General features: G+C 68.7%; 18 protein-coding genes. 9 read left to right on the top strand and 9 right to left on the bottom strand.

Features of this window, described 5'->3' with window-relative positions; all coding sequences use genetic code 11:
* Complete coding sequence (locus tag HF024_RS11480; protein WP_085367928.1) at positions 1–423, top strand: cytochrome c oxidase subunit 4; 423 nt, start codon at positions 1–3, stop codon at positions 421–423.
* A gap of 92 nt (positions 424–515) precedes the next feature.
* A complete protein-coding gene (locus tag HF024_RS11475) occupies positions 516–989 on the top strand; it encodes a DUF6194 family protein (protein ID WP_168689636.1) in 474 nt (157 codons plus the stop codon).
* Between the two features lie 16 nt (positions 990–1,005).
* On the opposite strand, the gene HF024_RS11470 is transcribed toward HF024_RS11475, so the two are convergent.
* The 5 genes from HF024_RS11470 to HF024_RS11450 all read right to left on the bottom strand — a co-directional run bounded on the left by HF024_RS11470 (position 1,006) and on the right by HF024_RS11450 (position 6,124).
* Positions 1,006–1,827: a methyltransferase domain-containing protein gene (locus HF024_RS11470; protein WP_168689635.1), complete on the bottom strand. Its 822-nt coding sequence runs from the start codon at positions 1,825–1,827 to the stop codon at positions 1,006–1,008.
* Positions 1,828–1,909: 82 nt separating this feature from the next.
* Positions 1,910–3,529, bottom strand: coding sequence for a ubiquinol-cytochrome c reductase cytochrome b subunit (locus HF024_RS11465; protein ID WP_085367922.1), 1,620 nt, complete (start codon positions 3,527–3,529; stop codon positions 1,910–1,912).
* Positions 3,526–4,599 (bottom strand): ubiquinol-cytochrome c reductase iron-sulfur subunit, encoded by a 1,074-nt coding sequence (locus HF024_RS11460; protein WP_085367920.1) that lies wholly within the window; start codon positions 4,597–4,599, stop codon positions 3,526–3,528. Before HF024_RS11460 ends, HF024_RS11465 begins: the two co-directional genes overlap by 4 nt.
* A gap of 39 nt (positions 4,600–4,638) precedes the next feature.
* Positions 4,639–5,460 carry a cytochrome c gene (locus HF024_RS11455; protein WP_085367918.1) on the bottom strand — a complete coding sequence of 274 codons (822 nt, stop codon included), beginning with the start codon at positions 5,458–5,460 and terminating at the stop codon, positions 4,639–4,641.
* A 25-nt stretch (positions 5,461–5,485) separates the two neighbouring features.
* Positions 5,486–6,124, bottom strand: a complete 639-nt coding sequence (locus HF024_RS11450; RefSeq protein ID WP_179150703.1) for a heme-copper oxidase subunit III — start codon at positions 6,122–6,124, stop codon at positions 5,486–5,488.
* A gap of 132 nt (positions 6,125–6,256) precedes the next feature.
* Between HF024_RS11450 and trpD the strand changes: the two genes are divergently transcribed.
* The 6 genes from trpD to HF024_RS11420 all read left to right on the top strand — a co-directional run bounded on the left by trpD (position 6,257) and on the right by HF024_RS11420 (position 13,040).
* A complete protein-coding gene (trpD, locus tag HF024_RS11445) occupies positions 6,257–7,306 on the top strand; it encodes an anthranilate phosphoribosyltransferase (RefSeq protein ID WP_085367914.1) in 1,050 nt (349 codons plus the stop codon).
* Between the two features lie 20 nt (positions 7,307–7,326).
* Positions 7,327–8,328: a dihydroxyacetone kinase subunit DhaK gene (gene dhaK, locus HF024_RS11440; RefSeq protein WP_168689634.1), complete on the top strand. Its 1,002-nt coding sequence runs from the start codon at positions 7,327–7,329 to the stop codon at positions 8,326–8,328.
* 26 nt (positions 8,329–8,354) lie between these two features.
* Positions 8,355–8,993 (top strand): dihydroxyacetone kinase subunit DhaL, encoded by a 639-nt coding sequence (gene dhaL, locus HF024_RS11435; protein WP_168689633.1) that lies wholly within the window; start codon positions 8,355–8,357, stop codon positions 8,991–8,993.
* Positions 8,986–9,702 carry a dihydroxyacetone kinase phosphoryl donor subunit DhaM gene (gene dhaM, locus HF024_RS11430; RefSeq protein ID WP_168689632.1) on the top strand — a complete coding sequence of 239 codons (717 nt, stop codon included), beginning with the start codon at positions 8,986–8,988 and terminating at the stop codon, positions 9,700–9,702. Before dhaL ends, dhaM begins: the two co-directional genes overlap by 8 nt.
* A gap of 100 nt (positions 9,703–9,802) precedes the next feature.
* A complete protein-coding gene (locus HF024_RS11425) occupies positions 9,803–11,515 on the top strand; it encodes an MFS transporter (protein ID WP_168689631.1) in 1,713 nt (570 codons plus the stop codon).
* A 4-nt stretch (positions 11,516–11,519) separates the two neighbouring features.
* Complete coding sequence (locus HF024_RS11420; RefSeq protein ID WP_168689630.1) at positions 11,520–13,040, top strand: leucyl aminopeptidase; 1,521 nt, start codon at positions 11,520–11,522, stop codon at positions 13,038–13,040.
* A 79-nt stretch (positions 13,041–13,119) separates the two neighbouring features.
* Here HF024_RS11420 and HF024_RS11415 read toward each other — a convergent pair whose 3' ends face one another.
* Together HF024_RS11415 and HF024_RS11410 are read right to left on the bottom strand one after the other, a co-directional pair.
* Positions 13,120–13,626 (bottom strand): GNAT family N-acetyltransferase, encoded by a 507-nt coding sequence (locus HF024_RS11415; RefSeq protein ID WP_168689629.1) that lies wholly within the window; start codon positions 13,624–13,626, stop codon positions 13,120–13,122.
* Entirely contained in the window at positions 13,623–14,924 is a 1,302-nt protein-coding gene (locus HF024_RS11410) for an aminotransferase class I/II-fold pyridoxal phosphate-dependent enzyme (protein ID WP_247597086.1), read from the bottom strand. Before HF024_RS11410 ends, HF024_RS11415 begins: the two co-directional genes overlap by 4 nt.
* A 110-nt stretch (positions 14,925–15,034) precedes the next feature.
* On the opposite strand from HF024_RS11410, the gene HF024_RS11405 reads away from it, so the two are divergent.
* On the top strand, positions 15,035–15,637 hold the full coding sequence (locus HF024_RS11405; RefSeq protein WP_168689627.1) for a DUF1345 domain-containing protein: 603 nt from the start codon (positions 15,035–15,037) through the stop codon (positions 15,635–15,637).
* Here the strand turns inward: HF024_RS11405 and HF024_RS11400 are convergent.
* On the bottom strand, positions 15,630–16,112 hold the full coding sequence (locus tag HF024_RS11400) for a dihydrofolate reductase (RefSeq protein WP_168689626.1): 483 nt from the start codon (positions 16,110–16,112) through the stop codon (positions 15,630–15,632). The genes HF024_RS11405 and HF024_RS11400 overlap by 8 nt on opposite strands.
* Positions 16,109–16,918 (bottom strand): thymidylate synthase, encoded by an 810-nt coding sequence (locus HF024_RS11395; protein ID WP_168689625.1) that lies wholly within the window; start codon positions 16,916–16,918, stop codon positions 16,109–16,111. The genes HF024_RS11400 and HF024_RS11395 overlap by 4 nt, the downstream gene beginning before the upstream one ends.
* Positions 16,919–16,936 lie beyond the last annotated feature (18 nt).

Genomic DNA, 16,936 nt, shown 5'->3' with positions numbered 1-16,936 from the left:
ATGAGAGCCAACGCGATCCTCTTCTGGATTCTGTCGATCTTCTTCCTGCTCTCCGCCATCGTGTACACGGTGTGGAGCCTGCTCGACCCGATGCACATGAAGGTCGAGTGGGTCGGCACCGTCGCGCTGCTGCTGAGCGCGATCCTGGCTGCCTTCATCGCCTTCTACGTCGGCCGCTCGCACGCCTCGCAGGGCGGCGAGCTCCCGGAGGACCGCCTCGACGCCAACATCGACGACGGCGACCCGGAGCTCGGGCACTTCAGCCCGTGGAGCTGGTGGCCGGTGGCCCTCGCCTTCGGCGCCGGTCTCGTGATGCTCGGCCTCGCGGTCGGCTTCTGGATCTGCTTCATCGGTGTGGCCTTCGCGCTGATCTGCATCGTCGGCTGGACTTACGAGTACTACCGCGGATACTTCGCGCGCTGATTCATCGGCACGCGCCGGCACGCACGGAGCGCCGCATCCCGTTCGGGGTGCGGCGCTTTCGCGTTCCCGGAGGGACGCGCGAGACTGGGAGCATGAGCATGGACCTGATCCTCACCGAACTCCGGAGTCTGCCCGGGGTGCTGGAGCTGGCGCCGCAACCGGGCAGCGAGCATCCGGAGCTGTCCTGGGGCGATTACTTCTTCTACTACGCCCCGGATGGCGCGGTGCCGCAGAACAGGCAGCCGTACGCCACCATCGTCACGAAGGACTACCCGGACGACACCGCCTCCCGGCTGTCCGATCCTGACCGGTGGAGGCTGAACATCCATACGGGGCCGCGCCTGTTCACCGAGCTCGTTGGTTCCGCGCCGGAGGACATCGACGCCGAGACGGTCGACTACGGCGAGACCGACGTGTTCCTGCCGCATCCGCTGTACGGCGCATACGGCTGGGTCGCGGTGGTGAACCCGGGGGAACGCACGACGGCGCGCACCATCGCCGCACTCCGGGATGCGCACGACGCCGACCGGCAGCGCGTCGAGCGCCGCCGGGCAAGCGGCAGCTAGCGGCAGCTAGCGGCGGCTAGCGTCGCGTGAAGCGGAGGACGTCGACGGAGAGGGTCGCCGTCTCCACGTCCTCGACGGGGGAAGCGCTCCCGTGGTGTGCGGAGGGTCCCATGCCGACCAGCGCCGCGCGCAGAGCGTCGTCGAGTGTCAGGGCCTGGGCCACGTGTTCGCGCGTCTGGAGGGCGAACAGGGGCTCCGCGGACGCGATCAGGTCGTCCGCCTTGTCGGCGGGAACGTCGAGCATGGCGCCGGTGGCGCGCAGCTCGGCCAGGTGATCGGCCCGGGGCACCACGACGACGAGCGTGCCGCCCGGCCGGAGCACCCGGTGGAACTCGGGCAGGTTGCGCGGGGCGAACACGTCGAGCACCGTGTCGGCCGCGCCGGTGCGCACCGGGAGCGGCTGCCAGGTGTCGGCGACCAGTCCGTCGATCCGGTCGGAGCTGCGGGCGGCGCGAGCGACGGCGGCGGGGGAGAGATCCATCGCGAGACCGCGCGCCTCCGGATGCTCGGCCAGCGCTGCCCGGAGGTAGTAGCCGGTGCCCGCTCCGGCGTCGAGGATGCGGGGGCCGATCGACGCGCGCGCCACCGCCGCGGCGACCGCGGCGTACGTGTCGTTCTCGAGCACCGCATCCCGGGCGTCGAGCATGGCGGCACTGTCGCCCTGCACCTTGGTTCCCGCGGGCAGGAGCGTCACGTAGCCGCGTTTGTTCACGTCGAAGCTATGAGCACGCACGCAGGCGAGCCTGAGGCGTCCAGCGGGCTCCAGCGGCTCCGCGCAGACCGTACAGCGCAGCCAGCCCGCCAGCCGGGACAGCGGATCGCCGTCGGTCGTGCTCATTCTCGGCCTCTCGTCTGGATGCGCGAAAGCGCCGGCGCGAAGATCGCGGCCGGCGCTTTCACGTCGGTGGAGCTGGTGCGGCTCAGTGGTGTCCGTGGCCGGACTCGAGCTCGCCCTTGGTGGGCGGGACGATCCTGTCCTCGAAGAACCAGCGGGACATGCTTGCGCGCATCCGGTTGCCGACGGTGATCTTGCCCTTGCTGTTCGGGCGGATCATCAGCGGCTCGTAGCTCTCGAAGCTGACCAGGCGCCACAGCTCGTACTCGTCGAGCTGCTCGTGCACCTCGATGAACTCGCCACCGGGGAGCTTGACGATGCGGCCGGACTCGTAGCCGTGCAGCGCGATCGAGCGGTCCTTCTTCTGCAGCGCGAGGCAGACGCGCTTCGTAACGAAGTAGGCGATGATCGGGCCGAGGATGAGGAGGGCCTGCAGGGCGTGGATGACGCCCTCCATCGTGAGCTTGAAGTGCGTCGCGATGATGTCCGAGCTGGCCGCGGCCCAGAAGACCGCGTAGAACGTGACACCGGCCGCGCCGATGGCGGTGCGGGTGGCTGCGTTGCGCGGACGGTCCAGGATGTGGTGCTCACGCTTGTCGCCCGTGATCCACGCCTCGATGAAGGGGTAGATCAGGACGGTCACGATGAACAGACCCAGGATCGCGACGGGCACGATGATGTTGAACGACCAGGTGCGGTCCAGCCAGACGAATTCCCAGCCCGGTGGCACCAGGCGCAGAGCGCCGTCGGCGAAGCCGATGTACCAGTCGGGCTGCGTTCCCGCGGAGACCGGTGACGGGTCGTACGGGCCGTAGTTCCAGATCGGGTTGATGGTGAAGAACGACGCCATGAGGGCGACGACACCGAACACGATGAAGAAGAATCCGCCGGCCTTGGCCGCGTAGACCGGGAGGACCGGGTAGCCGACCACGTTGCCCTGCGTGCGGCCGGGAGCCGCGTACTGGGTGTGCTTGTGGATGACCACGAACATCAGGTGCAGCGCGATGAACGCGAGCACCAGCGCAGGCAGCAGCAGGATGTGCAGCGTGTACAGACGTCCGACGATCGCCGTACCGGGGAACTCGCCGCCGAAGAGGAGGAATGAGATCCAGGTGCCGACCACGGGGAGACCCTTGATCAGACCGTCGATGATGCGGAGGCCGTTGCCCGAGAGCAGGTCGTCGGGGAGCGAATATCCGGTGAAGCCCTCTGCCATCGCGAGGATGAAGAGCACGAAGCCGATCACCCAGTTGAGCTCGCGCGGCTTGCGGAACGCACCCGTGAAGAAGATGCGGAGCATGTGCAGGCCGATGGCGGCGACGAAGAGCAGAGCAGCCCAGTGGTGGATCTGGCGCATGAGCAGTCCACCGCGGATCTCGAACGAGATGTTGAGCGTGCTCGACATCGCGGCCGACATCTCGACGCCCTTCAGCGGGACGTACGAGCCGTGGTAGACGACCTCGGCCATCGACGCCTGGAAGAAGAACGTCAGGAACGTTCCGGAGAGCAGGATGACGATGAACGAGTAGAGGGCGACCTCACCGAGGAGGAAGGACCAGTGGTCGGGGAAGATCTTGCGACCGAACTCCTTGACGGCGCCCGAGATGCTGGTGCGGTCTTCCAGGTAGTTCGCGGCTGCTGCCGTGAACCCGCCCTTCTTGGCCGGTGCTTGTGCCGCGGCAGGTGCGGCGGTCGTGGTGCTCAATGACGCTCCCAGAAGCTCGGGCCGACAGGCTCGGTGAAGTCGCTGCGAGCGACCAGATAGCCATCGGCGTCCACGGTGATCGGCAGCTGCGGCAGCGGACGCTTGGCCGGGCCGAAGATCACCTCGGCCTCGTGCGTGATGTCGAACTGCGACTGGTGGCACGGGCACAGAAGGTGGTGGGTCTGCTGCTCGTAGAGTGCGACGGGGCACCCGACGTGCGTGCAGATCTTGGAGTACGCGACGATTCCGTCGTAGTTCCAGTCCTCGCGGCCCTTGGAGACGTGGAGGTCTTCGGGCTTGAGGCGCATGAGGAGGACAGCGGCCTTTGCCTTCTCCTCGAGACGGTTCTCCTTCTCGTTCAGCCCCTCGGGGATGACGTGGAAGGCGCTGCCGAGCGTGACGTCGGACGCTTTGATCGGCGTGCCGGACGGGTCGCGGGTGAGGCGCGTGCCCTTGGCCCACATCGTCTGCGAGAGCAGCTCCACCGGGTCTTCGTTCATCGGAGCGAGTCCGCGGAAGAGCACGACGGCGGGGAGCGGGAAGGCGATGAGCGCGCCGATCAGGCTGTTGCGGACGAGGACGCGACGGCTGAAGCCGGACTCCTCGTCTGCCTGGCGGAAGATCTCGGCCGCGCGCTCGGTTGTGGTCTCCGATCCACGGACCGGGTGACGGAGGTCGACGCCCTCCTTCTCGTGCATGAGGGCCTTGCCCCAGTGCACGGCGCCGATACCGATGGCGAGGAGGGCGAGCGCGATCCCGACACCGATGAACAGGTTGTTCAGACGGACGGAGCCCGGGTCGTTGTCGTTGATCGGGAAGGCCATGTATGCCGCGACGGCCCAGACGCTTCCGACGATCGACAGGTAGAACAGCGTGTAGACGGTCCGCTCTGCCCGACGCTCCTTCTTCGGGTCGAGGTCGGTGACGCGTGGCCGGTGCGGCGGGAAGCCGGGGTTCTCCAGCTCGTCGCGGATGATCAGCGCCGTTCCCGGGTCGCCCGTCCTGTGCACGTCGACGGCTGACGAACTGGCAGAGGTCAGCTCGTGACCGCTGTTATCGTCGTGTGCCATTGTTCTCCTTCTTACGCTGTGACATGTCCCGAGTACCGGCTAGTTCGACTTCGCCGTGATCCAGACGGTCAGCGCGACGATGGCGCCGAGTCCGAAGATCCAGAGGAAGAGACCCTCCGCGACCGGGCCGAGCGAACCGAGCTCGAAGCCGCCGGGCGACGGGTTGTTCTGGATGTACTTGAGGTACGTGATGATGTCGGCCTTGCCCTGGGGCGTGATGTTGAGGTCGTTGAACACGGGCATGTTCTGCGGACCGGTGACCATGGCCTCGTAGATGTGCTGGGCGCTCACGCCGGTGAGCGGGGGAGCGTACTTGCCCTCGGTGAGTGCACCACCGGCGCCGGCCACGTTGTGGCACATCGCGCAGTTGATGCGGAAGAGCTCGGCGCCGTTCGCGGCGTCGCCCTTGCCATCGAGGTACTTCTGCTCCGGGATGGACGGGCCGGGAGCGAGGGAGGCGACGTACGCCGCGAGCTGCTTGACCTGCTCGTCGGTGAACTGGACCGGCTTCTCCGGGGCCTGCGGGCCCTGCATCTGCATCGGCATGCGGCCGGTGCCGACCTGGAAGTCGACGGAGGCCGCACCGACGCCGATGAGGCTCGGGGCGTTGACCGTTCCCTGGGCGTCGAGGCCGTGGCAGGTGGCGCAGTTCGACTGGAAGAGCTTCTTGCCCTGGTCGACCGTGTCCTGGGACGCTGCCTGGACCTGCTGGGTCTCTGCGGAGGCGGTGGTCGTGTTGAACGCCGCGTACGCGCCTCCGGTGAGGCCGAGGCCGACGGCGATCAGCGCGACGGTGGCGAGGGGATGACGACGGCCGCCCTTGCGGACTGTCTTCGTCTTGGTACGGATATTCGGACGCATGGTGGTGGGGTCAGCTCCTGTTGTTCTATCTGATGATGTAGATGACCGCGAACAGTCCGATCCACACGACGTCGACGAAGTGCCAGTAGTACGAGACGACGATGGCGCTCGTCGCCTCCTTGTGGCCGAAGGTCTTGACCGCGAACGCGCGGCCGATGACGAGGAGGAACGCGATGAGGCCGCCCGTGACGTGGAGACCGTGGAAGCCGGTGGTCAGGTAGAACGCCGACCCGTATGCATTGGAGCTGAGGGAGATGCCCTCGGAGACGAGCGTCGCGTACTCGAGGATCTGCCCGGAGACGAAGATCGCGCCGAGCGCGTACGACAGCGTGAACCACTCGACCATGCCCCACTTGACCGGGCTCCAGCCGGTGGCACGCGGCTGCAGGCGCTCCGCCGCGAACACGCCGAACTGGCAGGTGAACGAACTGGCGACCAGGATGATCGTGTTCGTCAGCGAGTACGGGATGTTGAGGTGCGCCGTCTCGGCCGCCCACAGGTCGGGAGACGTGGACTTGAGGGTGAAGTAGATCGCGAACAAGCCCGCGAAGAACATGACCTCACTGCCCAGCCAGACAATGGTGCCGACGGCCACGACATTGGGCCGGTTGATCGTAGGCGCACTCGCCGTAGGAGATATTGAGGTGCTCGTCACGGTAACCATTATGGCTGAAAAGAAGCCGTGGTTTTCTCATCCGACAGGCCGGAATGGGGGTTAAATTTGGTTAGGATGCCCTAAATTCGCCGGTTCCACGCGGGTTGTCGCACCTGGTCGCCCGCTCAGTAGGATCGGTACATGTCGGAAATGCAGTCCTGGTCGTCCGTGCTCACCACGCTTCTCGCCGGAGAAGACCTCAGTGTGGCGGACGCGGCGTGGGCGATGGACCAGGTCATGACCGGCGAGGCGACGGAGGCCCAGGTCGCCGGATTCCTCATCGCGCTGCGTGCGAAAGGCGAGACCGTCGACGAGATCGTCGGGTTCCGGGATGCGATCCTCGACCACGCGGTCGCCCTCCCCGTCGACCCGATGGCTCTTGACATCGTCGGTACGGGAGGCGACAGATTCGGCACCGTGAACGTGTCGACCACCGCATCCATCGTCGCCGCCGCGGCCGGGGTGCCGGTGATCAAGCACGGGAACAGGGCGGCCAGCTCGTCCTCCGGGTCGTCCGACGTGCTCGCGGCGCTCGGGATCGACCTCACGCTTCCCGCGGAGAAGGTCGCCGAGGTGCTCGAACGCGCAGGGATCACCTTCGCCTTCGCGAGCGCCTTCCACCCCGGATTCGCCAATGCGGCGCCCGTGCGCGCTCAGCTCGGCGTCCCCACCGTCTTCAACTACCTCGGCCCGCTCTGCAACCCGGCCAGGCCGGAAGCGTCCGCCGTCGGCGTCGCGACGCTCGACCGGGTTCCGCTGTTCGTCGGCGTCTTCCAGACCAGAGGGGCGACGGCGCTGGTCTTCCGCGGTGACGATGGCCTCGACGAGCTGTCGACCACCGGCCACAGCCATGTCTGGGAGGTCTCCAGGGGCCTCGTCACCGAGCACGACATCGATCCGCGCGATCTGGGCATCCCGCGCGCGAAGATGAGCGATCTGCTCGGAAAGGACGCCGCGTACAACGCCGGCGTCGTACGTGCCGTGCTGGCGGGCGAGACAGGCCCCGTGCGCGACATCGTGTTGCTCAACGCGGCGGCAGGGCTCGTGGCATACGAGCTCGCGTCCGACCCGTCGAGGGTTCAGGAAGCCATCCTGGATCGGTTCCGTTCGCAAATGGCGATCGCCGCCGAAGCGATCGACTCCGGGGCTGCGGCCGCGAAGCTCGAGGAATGGATAGCGGCGACGCACTGACAGCAGTGGAAAGGGTTTCGATGAAGAAGCTCATCAACGGCGTACCCGACGTCGTGGACGAATCCCTCGACGGATTCGCCCGAGCTCACTCGGACATCGTGAAGGTGTCCCACGACCCGCGTTTCGTGTCCAGGGCCGACGGTCCTGTGCAGGGCAAGGTCGGCCTGGTCAGCGGCGGCGGAAGCGGTCACGAACCCCTCCACGCCGGATTCGTCGGCAAGGGGATGCTGGACGCCGCCGTCCCCGGCGAGGTCTTCACCTCCCCGACGCCCATGCCGATCGTCGAGGCCACCAAGGCGGCCGACGGCGGGGCGGGGGTGCTGCACATCGTCAAGAACTACACAGGGGACGTGCTGAACTTCGAGACGGCGGCCGACCTGGTCGCCGCGGAGGGCATCACGGTCACCTCGGTGGTCACCAACGACGACGTCGCCGTGCAGGACTCCCTGTACACGGCGGGCCGCCGCGGCGTGGCCGGCACCGTGCTCGTCGAGAAGATCGCCGGAGCAGCCGCCGACAGAGGAGACGACCTCGCCGGGGTCACCGCCATCGCCGAGCGGGTGAACGCCAACGTCCGGTCGATCGGACTCGCGCTCTCCGCGGGTACGGTGCCGCACGCCGGAGAGCCGGGCTTCGACCTCGCGGACGACGAGATCGAGTTCGGTGTCGGCATCCACGGCGAGCCGGGCCGCGAGCGCGTGAAGGTGCAGCCGGCCGACGCCCTGGTGGACAGGATGATGGCGGCGATCCTCGACGATCTGCCGTTCTCCTCCGGCGACTCCGTGCTGCTGTTCGTCAACGGGATGGGCGGCACCCCGTTGTCCGAGCTGTACATCGTGTTCCGGCGCGCTGCACAGATCCTGGACGAACGCGGCATCACGCTCGGCCGTTCCCTCGTCGGCAGCCTGGTCACCTCGTTGGAGATGCAGGGCGCATCCATCTCGGTACTGAAGCTGGACGACGAACTGACCGCCCTCTGGGATGCGCCGGTGCACACCGCCGCACTCCGCTGGGGACTCTAGAGAATCGACGAGGAGAGGAGGCGCTCATGGCGCTCGACACGAACTGGGTGAAGGCCTGGATGACGGCCGCTGCGGCGGTCATCGCCGAGCACAAGCACGAGCTGAACACGCTCGACCGCGAGATCGGCGACGGCGACCACGGCGAGAACATGGACCGCGGTATGCACGCCGTGGTGGATGCGCTCGGGAAGCTGCCGGAGGACGCGACGCCGAACGCGGCGTTCCGGTCGATCGCCATGACCCTCATCTCCACCGTCGGCGGCGCATCCGGCCCGCTCTACGGCACGGCGTTCCTGAAGGCGGGGGACCCGATCGGCGACGCGACGGAGATCGACGCCGCGACGCTCGTCGCCGTGCTCGCCGCCGCCCGCGACGGCATCGTGTCGCGCGGCAAGGCCGAGGTCGGCGACAAGACCATGATCGACGCCTGGACGCCGGCGGTCGATGCGGCCAGGGCGGCGCAGGAGGCCGGGGCGTCCGCCGCCGACGTCCTGCGCGAGGCGGCGGACGCCGCAGAGGCCGGAGCCGTCGCGACCGAGCCGCTCGTCGCCCGCAAGGGGCGCGCGAGCTACCTCGGGGAGCGGTCTGCGGGGCACCGGGACCCCGGTGCGCAGTCGACCGCGCTGCTGCTGCGCGCTGCGGCGGAGGCGGCAGCCGATGACTGAGCGCGTCGGGATCGTGTTCGTCTCGCACAGCGTGCAACTGGCGGAGGGGGTCGTCGCCCTGGCCGGGCAGATGGCGCCGTCCGTGCGGTTCGTCGCTGCCGGCGGGACGGACGACGGCGGGATCGGGACGAGCTTCGCGAAGGTCAGCGCAGCGGTCGGCGATGCCGAGGCCGGGGCGGGGGTCGTGGTCATCAGCGACCTCGGCTCCGCTCTGCTGACGGCGGAGACGGTGCTCGACCTGCTCACCGACGAGCAGCGCGCGCAGGTGGCCGTTGTGGACGTGCCGTTCGTGGAGGGCGGTGTCGCCGCGGCCGTGGCCGCGGAGAGCGGCGCCGACCTGGCCGCCGTCGTCGCGGCGGCGGAGGACGCGCGGTCGGCGTGGGCGGAGGCGGCGTCGTCCGCATCCGGTGCTGCGCCCGCATCCGGTGCTGCCGCATCCGCCGGACCGGGTGGCCGCTACGTGCGCGAGGTCGTCCTGCGCAACAAGGACGGGCTGCACGCGAGGCCAGCCGCCGAGTTCGTGAAACTCGCGAACACCTTCGGCGCGTCCGTCACCGTCAACGGCAAGGATGCGAAGAGCCTGCTCGGCATCATGTCGCTCGGTCTCACGGCGGGTACGACCGCGGAGATCGCGTCCTCCGACGACGACGGCGTGCCCGCAGTGGATGCGCTGGCTGCCCTCATCGAGACCGGTTTCGGGGAGGCCTGAAACCCGCTAAATACATGTAATGACAGACCGCCCTCCTCGCGGCCAGAATGAAGCCAGTTCCCACCAGGGAGACAACCGAACAGCAGAGGAGGGCGGAGCGATGAGCTCACCCGCTACCACAGTCCCGACGACGGCAGCCAAGACGTCGTGGCTGCCGCTCATCGTGGTCGTGCTGACGCAGATCCAGGCGTCGTTCGCCGTCAACACCCTCACCGTCTCGATGCACGGCATCACGACCGACCTGCACATGGCCGCGACGTCGGTGGGCACGGCGATCACCGCCGGCACCTTCGCGATGGCGGCTTTCATCCTGCTCGGTGCGAAAGTGGGCGCGCGGTTCGGCACGCGGCGCGTGTTCCAGATCGCGGTCGTCATCCACGCGGTCGCGATGGCGGTGGTCGCGCTGAGCGTCACCCCGGCCATGCTGTTCATCGCGCAGGCGGTCTCCGGCGCCGTGATCGCGCTCGTGGCCCCGGCGCTCACGGTGTTCATCGCCACCAACTACAAGCGCGAGCAGCAGGCGACCGCCATCGGACTCCTCGCCGCCGCCATCCCCGCCGCCGGTGTTCTCGCCCTCCTGATCGCCGGCACGTTCGCCTCCACCATCGGCTGGCGCTGGTCGTTCTGGCTGATCGTGGCGCTCGGCGTGATCAACTTCCTGCTCAGCTTCCGCTTCAAGGTCGTTCCGCCGCAGCGCGACCTCGCGATCGACTGGACCGGAGCGCTGATCGCCGCCGTGACGATCATCCTGCTGAGCTTCGGCTTCAGCGGCCTCGAACCGTGGGGCGTCGTGCTGGCGACGGACGGAGCGCCGTTCACCATCCTCGGGCTGTCTCCCGCGCCCGTGCTGATCCTGCTCGGCCTCATCGGCGGCCAGCTCTTCTTCGTCTGGCTGCGCAAGCGACAGACGGAGAAGAAGCCGCGCATCTTCGACCTGCGCGTGCTCGCGACCGGTTCGGAGCGCGCCGTGACGATCTGCATGGGGACGATGCTCTTCGTCGGCACGGCCGCCAACTTCCTCATCCCGCTGTACATCCAGGTGGTTCAGGGCAGAAGCAGCTTCGAGACCTCGATCGCCGTCATCCCGTACACGCTGTCGATCTTCGTGGCCAGCACGTTCGTGGCGACCCTCTACAAGCGCTTCTCGCCGCGGGTGCTCGCCCGGTTCGGCTTCATCGTGGTCGCGGCCGGGCTCGTGATCCTCGCGTTCAGCGTGCGGAACGAGTGGGAGCAGTTCGTGGTGGTGGTCGGGCTGATCGTGCTCGGTATCGGCCAAGGCTCGATCGTCGCCCTCGTCTTCAACACGCTGCTCTCCGCTGCCCCGAAGAAGCTCGCCGGGGATGTCGGAGCCTGGCGAGGGCTCGTGCACAACCTCTCCGGCAGTGTCGGGATCGCGGTGGCGAGCGTGTTCGCGGTCGGGATCCTGGGCAGCCTGCTCTCGTCGAGCCTCGCCGACCACCCGACCCTGCCGCCCGCGCTGGTCTCGCAGGTGAACCTCGACGACGCCAACTTCGTCACCAACGATCACCTGAAGGACTTCCTGGCGACGAACACGGACGCGACACCCGCGCAGGTCGACGAGGCCGTCGCCGTGAACGCCGACGCACGCCTCCGGGCGCTCAACATCTCGCTGCTCGGCCTCGCCGGTATCGCTCTCCTCGCGATCATCCCGGCGGGCAGGATGCCCGGACGTCGCCCTGGCGACCTGCCCGAGCAGCTCGAACCGTCCGATCCGGAAGACATCCAGTCCCCGGACGACCCCGTCGCCGAGCAGGGCGACACCGTGACCACCCTCGCAACCTCGAAGGACTGAACCCATGACTTCCAGCGCGTACAAACTCATCCCCGGCTCGTTCACCTCCGTGCCGTCGATCGTCCCCGAGCGGGTCGTCGACTTCGACGCCGTCGCCTCGTTCTCCGCCGACCTGGATGCTGTCGGCGTCACGGTCGGCTCCGACGGCGACGTGGATGCGTCCATCGGTCTCGACAGGGACGCCCTCTCCCGCGCCGGCTTCGACGGGAAGGCAGGCCAGACGCTGCTGGTGCCGACCGGCTCGGCGCCGCTGCTCTACGCGATCGGCACGGGGGACGCCTCCGGGATCGACGCGGACGCGCTGCGCGACGCGGCCGCCGCCTTCGCCCGCGCGGCGTCGTCGTCCGCGCGCGTCGGGCTGCGGCTGACCGACGTCGGCTCCGTGCCCGCCGAGCGGGTCGGACAGGTGGCGGCGGAGGGCGTACTGCTCGCCCGATACCGGTTCAGCGAGCTGAAGCGCGACCCGAAGGTGACCGAGCTCACGGCGGTGGAACTGCTCGCCGACGGCGTGGACGCGTCCGGGGTGACGGCGGGCATCCCGAGCGGCGTCGTCAGCGCCCGGGGAGCGAACGTCGCCCGCGACTTGGCGAACACGCCTCCCGGCCACCTCACCGCCACCGACTTCGGCGACCTGGCGCTCTCCCTGGCCGAGCGATTCGGCATCGAGGTGGAGGTGTTCGACAAGCAGCAGCTGATCGAGCTCGGAACGGGTGGCCTGCTCGGGGTGAACGCGGGAAGCGCGGAGGAGCCGCGCATGATCAAGCTCCGGTACACCCCGAACGGCGAGCCGACCGGGCACCTGGCGATGGTCGGCAAGGGCATCATGTACGACTCGGGCGGCATCAGCCTCAAGCCGTCCGATCCGATGCACCTGCTGATGAAGATGGACATGGGAGGGGCTGCGGCGATCTTCGGCGCCTTCACGTCCCTCCGCGACCTGGGCTGCACCACGACCGTGACCGCGTTCCTGATGTGCACGGACAACATGCCCTCCGGCAGCGCGTACAAGCTCGGCGACGTGCTCACCGCCCGCAACGGCACCACGATCGAGGTGAAGAACACGGATGCGGAGGGCAGGCTCGCGATGTGCGACGGACTGGCGCTCGCGGCCGAGGAGAAGCCGGATGCGATCGTGGACATCGCGACGCTCACCGGGGCGGCGCTGATGGCGCTCGGCCCGATCCGCGCCGCGCTGTTCGGAAACGACCAGGCGTTGGTCGACCAGGCCACCGCCGCAGCCACGGCAACGGACGAGAAGGTGTGGCAGCTGCCGCTGGAGAAGAAATACCGCAAGGCGCTCGACTCCGACATCGCGGACATCGCCAACCTGGGCGGCCCGTTCGCGGGGGCGACGACGGCCGCGCTGTTCCTCAACGAGTTCGTCGACGGCGTGCCGTGGGCCCATCTCGACATCGCGGGCACGATGAACTCCGAGACGGACGACTCCTGGCGCTCCAAGGGCGCAACCGGCTTCGGCGCCCGCCTCCTGACCGACCTCGCGCTCGGCTTCCGTCCGGTCCGCTGACGCCTCTCCCAAACCATCGAGTCCGAACTTATTCACGCCCTGCACCGGCGTGTCGCGTGAATAAGTTCGGACTCGATTTTCAGGGGAGGAGGGGGAGGGACATCTCGAGTTCGCGGGTGCTGGGGTCAAGCGGGTACGGGACGGTGCTGCCCGTGAGGGCGAAGCCGCGGCGGGCGTAGAAGCGCTGGGCGGGTGTGTTGGCCTCGTGCACCTGCAGGAGCAGGCGTGAGCCGCGCGGACGCGCCCAGGCGATCACCGCATCCAGGAGCGCGTCGGCCATGCCGTGCACGCGGCCGCGGAACTCCGGCGTGATGTAGACGCCCACCAGGTGCGGGGCCGGAGCGCCCGTCGCGTGGAAGCCGCCCATCGTGCCGAGCCAGCGGCCGTCGTCGGCGACGGCCGCGAACAGGCGGCTCGTCGTCGTGGGGTTCGCCGCCCGGTTGCGCCAGTGCTCGTCCGGATGCGCGCGGGCGTGGTCGAGCGTTTCGAGGAACGCGATGGGCGTGTCCTCGAGCATCTCCAGCCGGAGGGCGCGGTACGCCTGCCAATCGTCCTCGACGCTCGCGCGCACGGTCCAGCCGGTCATGCCTGCCCGGCGTCGCCGTTCGCCAGCAGCAGCTCGGCCTCGGCGAGCAGGATGGCCGTGCAGAGCCCGTCCAGCGCCGTCTCCAGCTCCGCGAGCGGAGGGAACGTCGGCGCGATCCGGATGTTCGTGTCGCGCGGGTCGTCGCCGTACGGGAAGGTCGCACCGGCGGGGGTGACAGCGATGCCGGCCTCCGCGGCGAGCTGCACCGCGCGCTTCGCGCAGCCGTCGAGCACGTCGAGGCTGACGAAGTATCCGCCCTTCGGCGCCGTCCAGGTGCCGCCACCGTACGGCGCGAGACGGCGCTCGAACGCTTGGGAAACGGCGGCGAACTTGGGTTCGAGGATGGCGCGGTGCTTCTCCATCTTCTCGGCCAGCCCGTCCGCATCGCGGAGCAGCTGGACGTGACGGAGCTGGTTGAGCTTGTCCGGGCCGATGCTCTGCGCCGACAGGTTGTGCAGCATCCACTCGACGTTGGCGGGCGAGCCGCCGGCGAACGCGACGCCCGCGCCGGGGAAGGTGACCTTGGACGTGGAGGCGAACACCAGAGGGCGGTCGGGGTTGCCGGCCTCGGCGGCCAGGGCGAGCACGTCGATCGGCGCCGGGCGCTCGTCGGTGAGGTGGTGCACGGCGTACGCGTTGTCCCAGAACAGGCGGAAGTCGGCCGCCGCGGGCAGCGAGACGAGGGCGCGGACGACCTCCTCCGAGTACACCGCCCCGCTCGGGTTCGAGTAGACGGGGACGCACCACATTCCCTTGATGCTGTCGTCGGTGGCGAGCAGGGCGGCCACCGCATCCACGTCGGGGCCGTCGTCGTTCAGCGGGACGGGGATGAGGCGGATGCCGTAGCGCTCGCAGATCGTGAAGTGCCTGTCGTAGCCGGGCACGGGGGCGAGGAAGCTGATCGGCTGGGCACCCCACGGACGCTCGCCGCCCGGCACGCCGTGCAGCAGCGCCTGGACGATGACGTCGTGCATGACCGTGAGGCTGGCGTTCCCGAGCGCGAGGAGCTGCGGCACGGGAACCTGCATCGCGTCCGAGAAGATGGCGCGCAGCTCGGGCAGCCCCGCCGCTCCTCCGTAGTTGCGGAGGTCGGTGCCCGCCGCATCCCGGTACGCGCCGTCCGGCAGGTGCAGCAGGTCGTTCGAGAGGTCGAGCTGCTCGGCGGACGGCTTGCCGCGCGTGAGGTCGAGCTTCAGACCGGCGCTGCGCAGTTCGTCGTACGCCGCGGCGAATTCGGCGTGAGCGGCGCGGAGCGCGTCGGGGGACAGGGCAGCGAGGGCAGATGGCGCGGAAGTCACCATCCGATCGTAGCCGCGCCCGCAGTGGCGTGGGCTCCTGGCGGCGAGCGTGTGCGAACATCGCAGGTGTGGCGGAAGATGTGAAGACGCGCGGCCGTTCGAGGCTGCGGATGAGCGCGGCGTTCCTGGTCGGTTTCATCGTGGCGATGATCACCGGGGTGCTCGGAGCGTGGCCGTTCGCGGCGATCACCGGATGGGCAGCCGCCTGCGTGGTCTACATCGTCTGGGTGTGGGCCATCGTCTGGCGGATGGACGCGGACAAGACGCGCAGCCACGCGACCAGGGAGGATCCCGGCACCAGGACCTCCGACCTGCTGCTGCTGATCGCCAGCCTGGCCGGCGTCGTCGCCATCGTCGTCGTGCTGGTGGCCGCCCGGCAGGTGCACGGCGCCCCGCAGGCCTGGCTCGCGCTCCTCGCGATCGCCTCCGTCGGGCTGTCCTGGACCCTGGTGCACACCATCTACACGCTCCGGTACGCCCGGATGTATTACCACAACCCGGTCGGCGGCATCGACTTCAACCAGGAGGCGCCGCCCCGGTACAGCGACTTCGCCTATCTCTCGTTCACCCTCGGGATGACGTTTCAGGTGAGCGACACCAACATCGGCAACCCGCACATCCGGCGCGCCATCCTGCGGCACACGCTGCTGTCGTACCTGTTCGGCTCCGTGATCCTGGCGACGACCGTGAATCTGGTGGCCGGGCTCACCTGATCCAGTGGACGAAGCGGTAGCGCATCCCGTTCGCCGCGGTCTGCCAGTCCTCCCGCTCGACGGTCCAGCCGGTCGGATCGAGTTCCGGCGCCCAGGTGTCCCCGTCGACGGCGATGTCGATCTCGGTGACCTCGATGCGGTCTGCGGTCTGCGCGGTGAGCGCGAACAGCTCGGAGCCGCCGATCACCCAGGTGGCCGCATTGGGGGAGGCGGCCAGCGCCTCGTCGATGCTGTGCGCGACGACGGCGCCGGGCGACGACCAGTCGGCCTGACGGGTGACCACGACGTTCGTGCGGCCGGGGAGCGGACGGAACCGCTCCGGCAGCGACTCCCAGGTGCGCCTGCCCATCACGACGGTGTCGTCGCCGGTGAGGGCGCGGAAGTGCTTCAGGTCTTCCGGCAGGTGCCAGGGCATGGCGCCGCCGGAGCCGATCACGCGGTCGTGCGCCTCGGCCCAGATGAGCGCGACCGTCATACGGCGACCAGCGCCCGGATGGCCGGGTGGTGCTGGTAGTCCTCGATCACGAAGTCCTCGTAGCGGTAGTCGAAGATGCTCTCCGGCTCCCTGGCGAACCGCAGCGTCGGTGCGGGGTACGGGTCGCGGGACAGCTGCTCCTCCACCTGGGCGACGTGGTTGTCGTAGATGTGGACGTCACCGCCCGTCCAGACGAACTCTCCGGGCTCCAGGCCGACCTGCTGGGCGACCATCATGGTGAGCAGCGCGTAGCTGGCGATGTTGAACGGCACGCCGAGGAACATGTCTGCACTGCGCTGGTAGAGCTGGCAGGAGAGCTTGCCGTCTGCGACGTAGAACTGGAAGAAGGCGTGGCAGGGCGCGAGCGCCATCTGCGGGATGTCCGCGACGTTCCAGGCGGACACGATGATGCGGCGGGAGTCCGGGTCGCTGCGGAGGGTGTCGATCACCTGGCTGATCTGGTCGATGTGGCTGCCGTCGGGCGCCGGCCAGGATCGCCACTGCACGCCGTAGACCGGTCCGAGCTCGCCCTGCTCGTCTGCCCACTCGTCCCAGATGGTGACGCCGTTCTCGCGCAGCCAGCCGACGTTGCTGTCGCCGCGGAGGAACCAGAGCAGTTCGTAGGCGATCGACTTGAAGTGCACCCGCTTGGTGGTGATCAGCGGGAAGCCGTCCGCGAGGTCGAATCGCAGCTGGCGGCCGAACACGCTGCGCGTTCCTGTGCCCGTGCGATCGGACTTCTGGGCGCCGTTCGCGAGCACGTCGCGCAGCAGGTCTTCGTACGGTGTCTCGATCGTCTCGCTCATCGAGTAGATCGTAGCCCC

The organism is Leifsonia sp. PS1209 (assembly GCF_012317045.1).
Taxonomy (GTDB): domain Bacteria; phylum Actinomycetota; class Actinomycetes; order Actinomycetales; family Microbacteriaceae; genus Leifsonia.
Note: the sequence above shows the minus strand (reverse complement) of the source record. Positions and strands in the feature narration are given on the sequence as shown.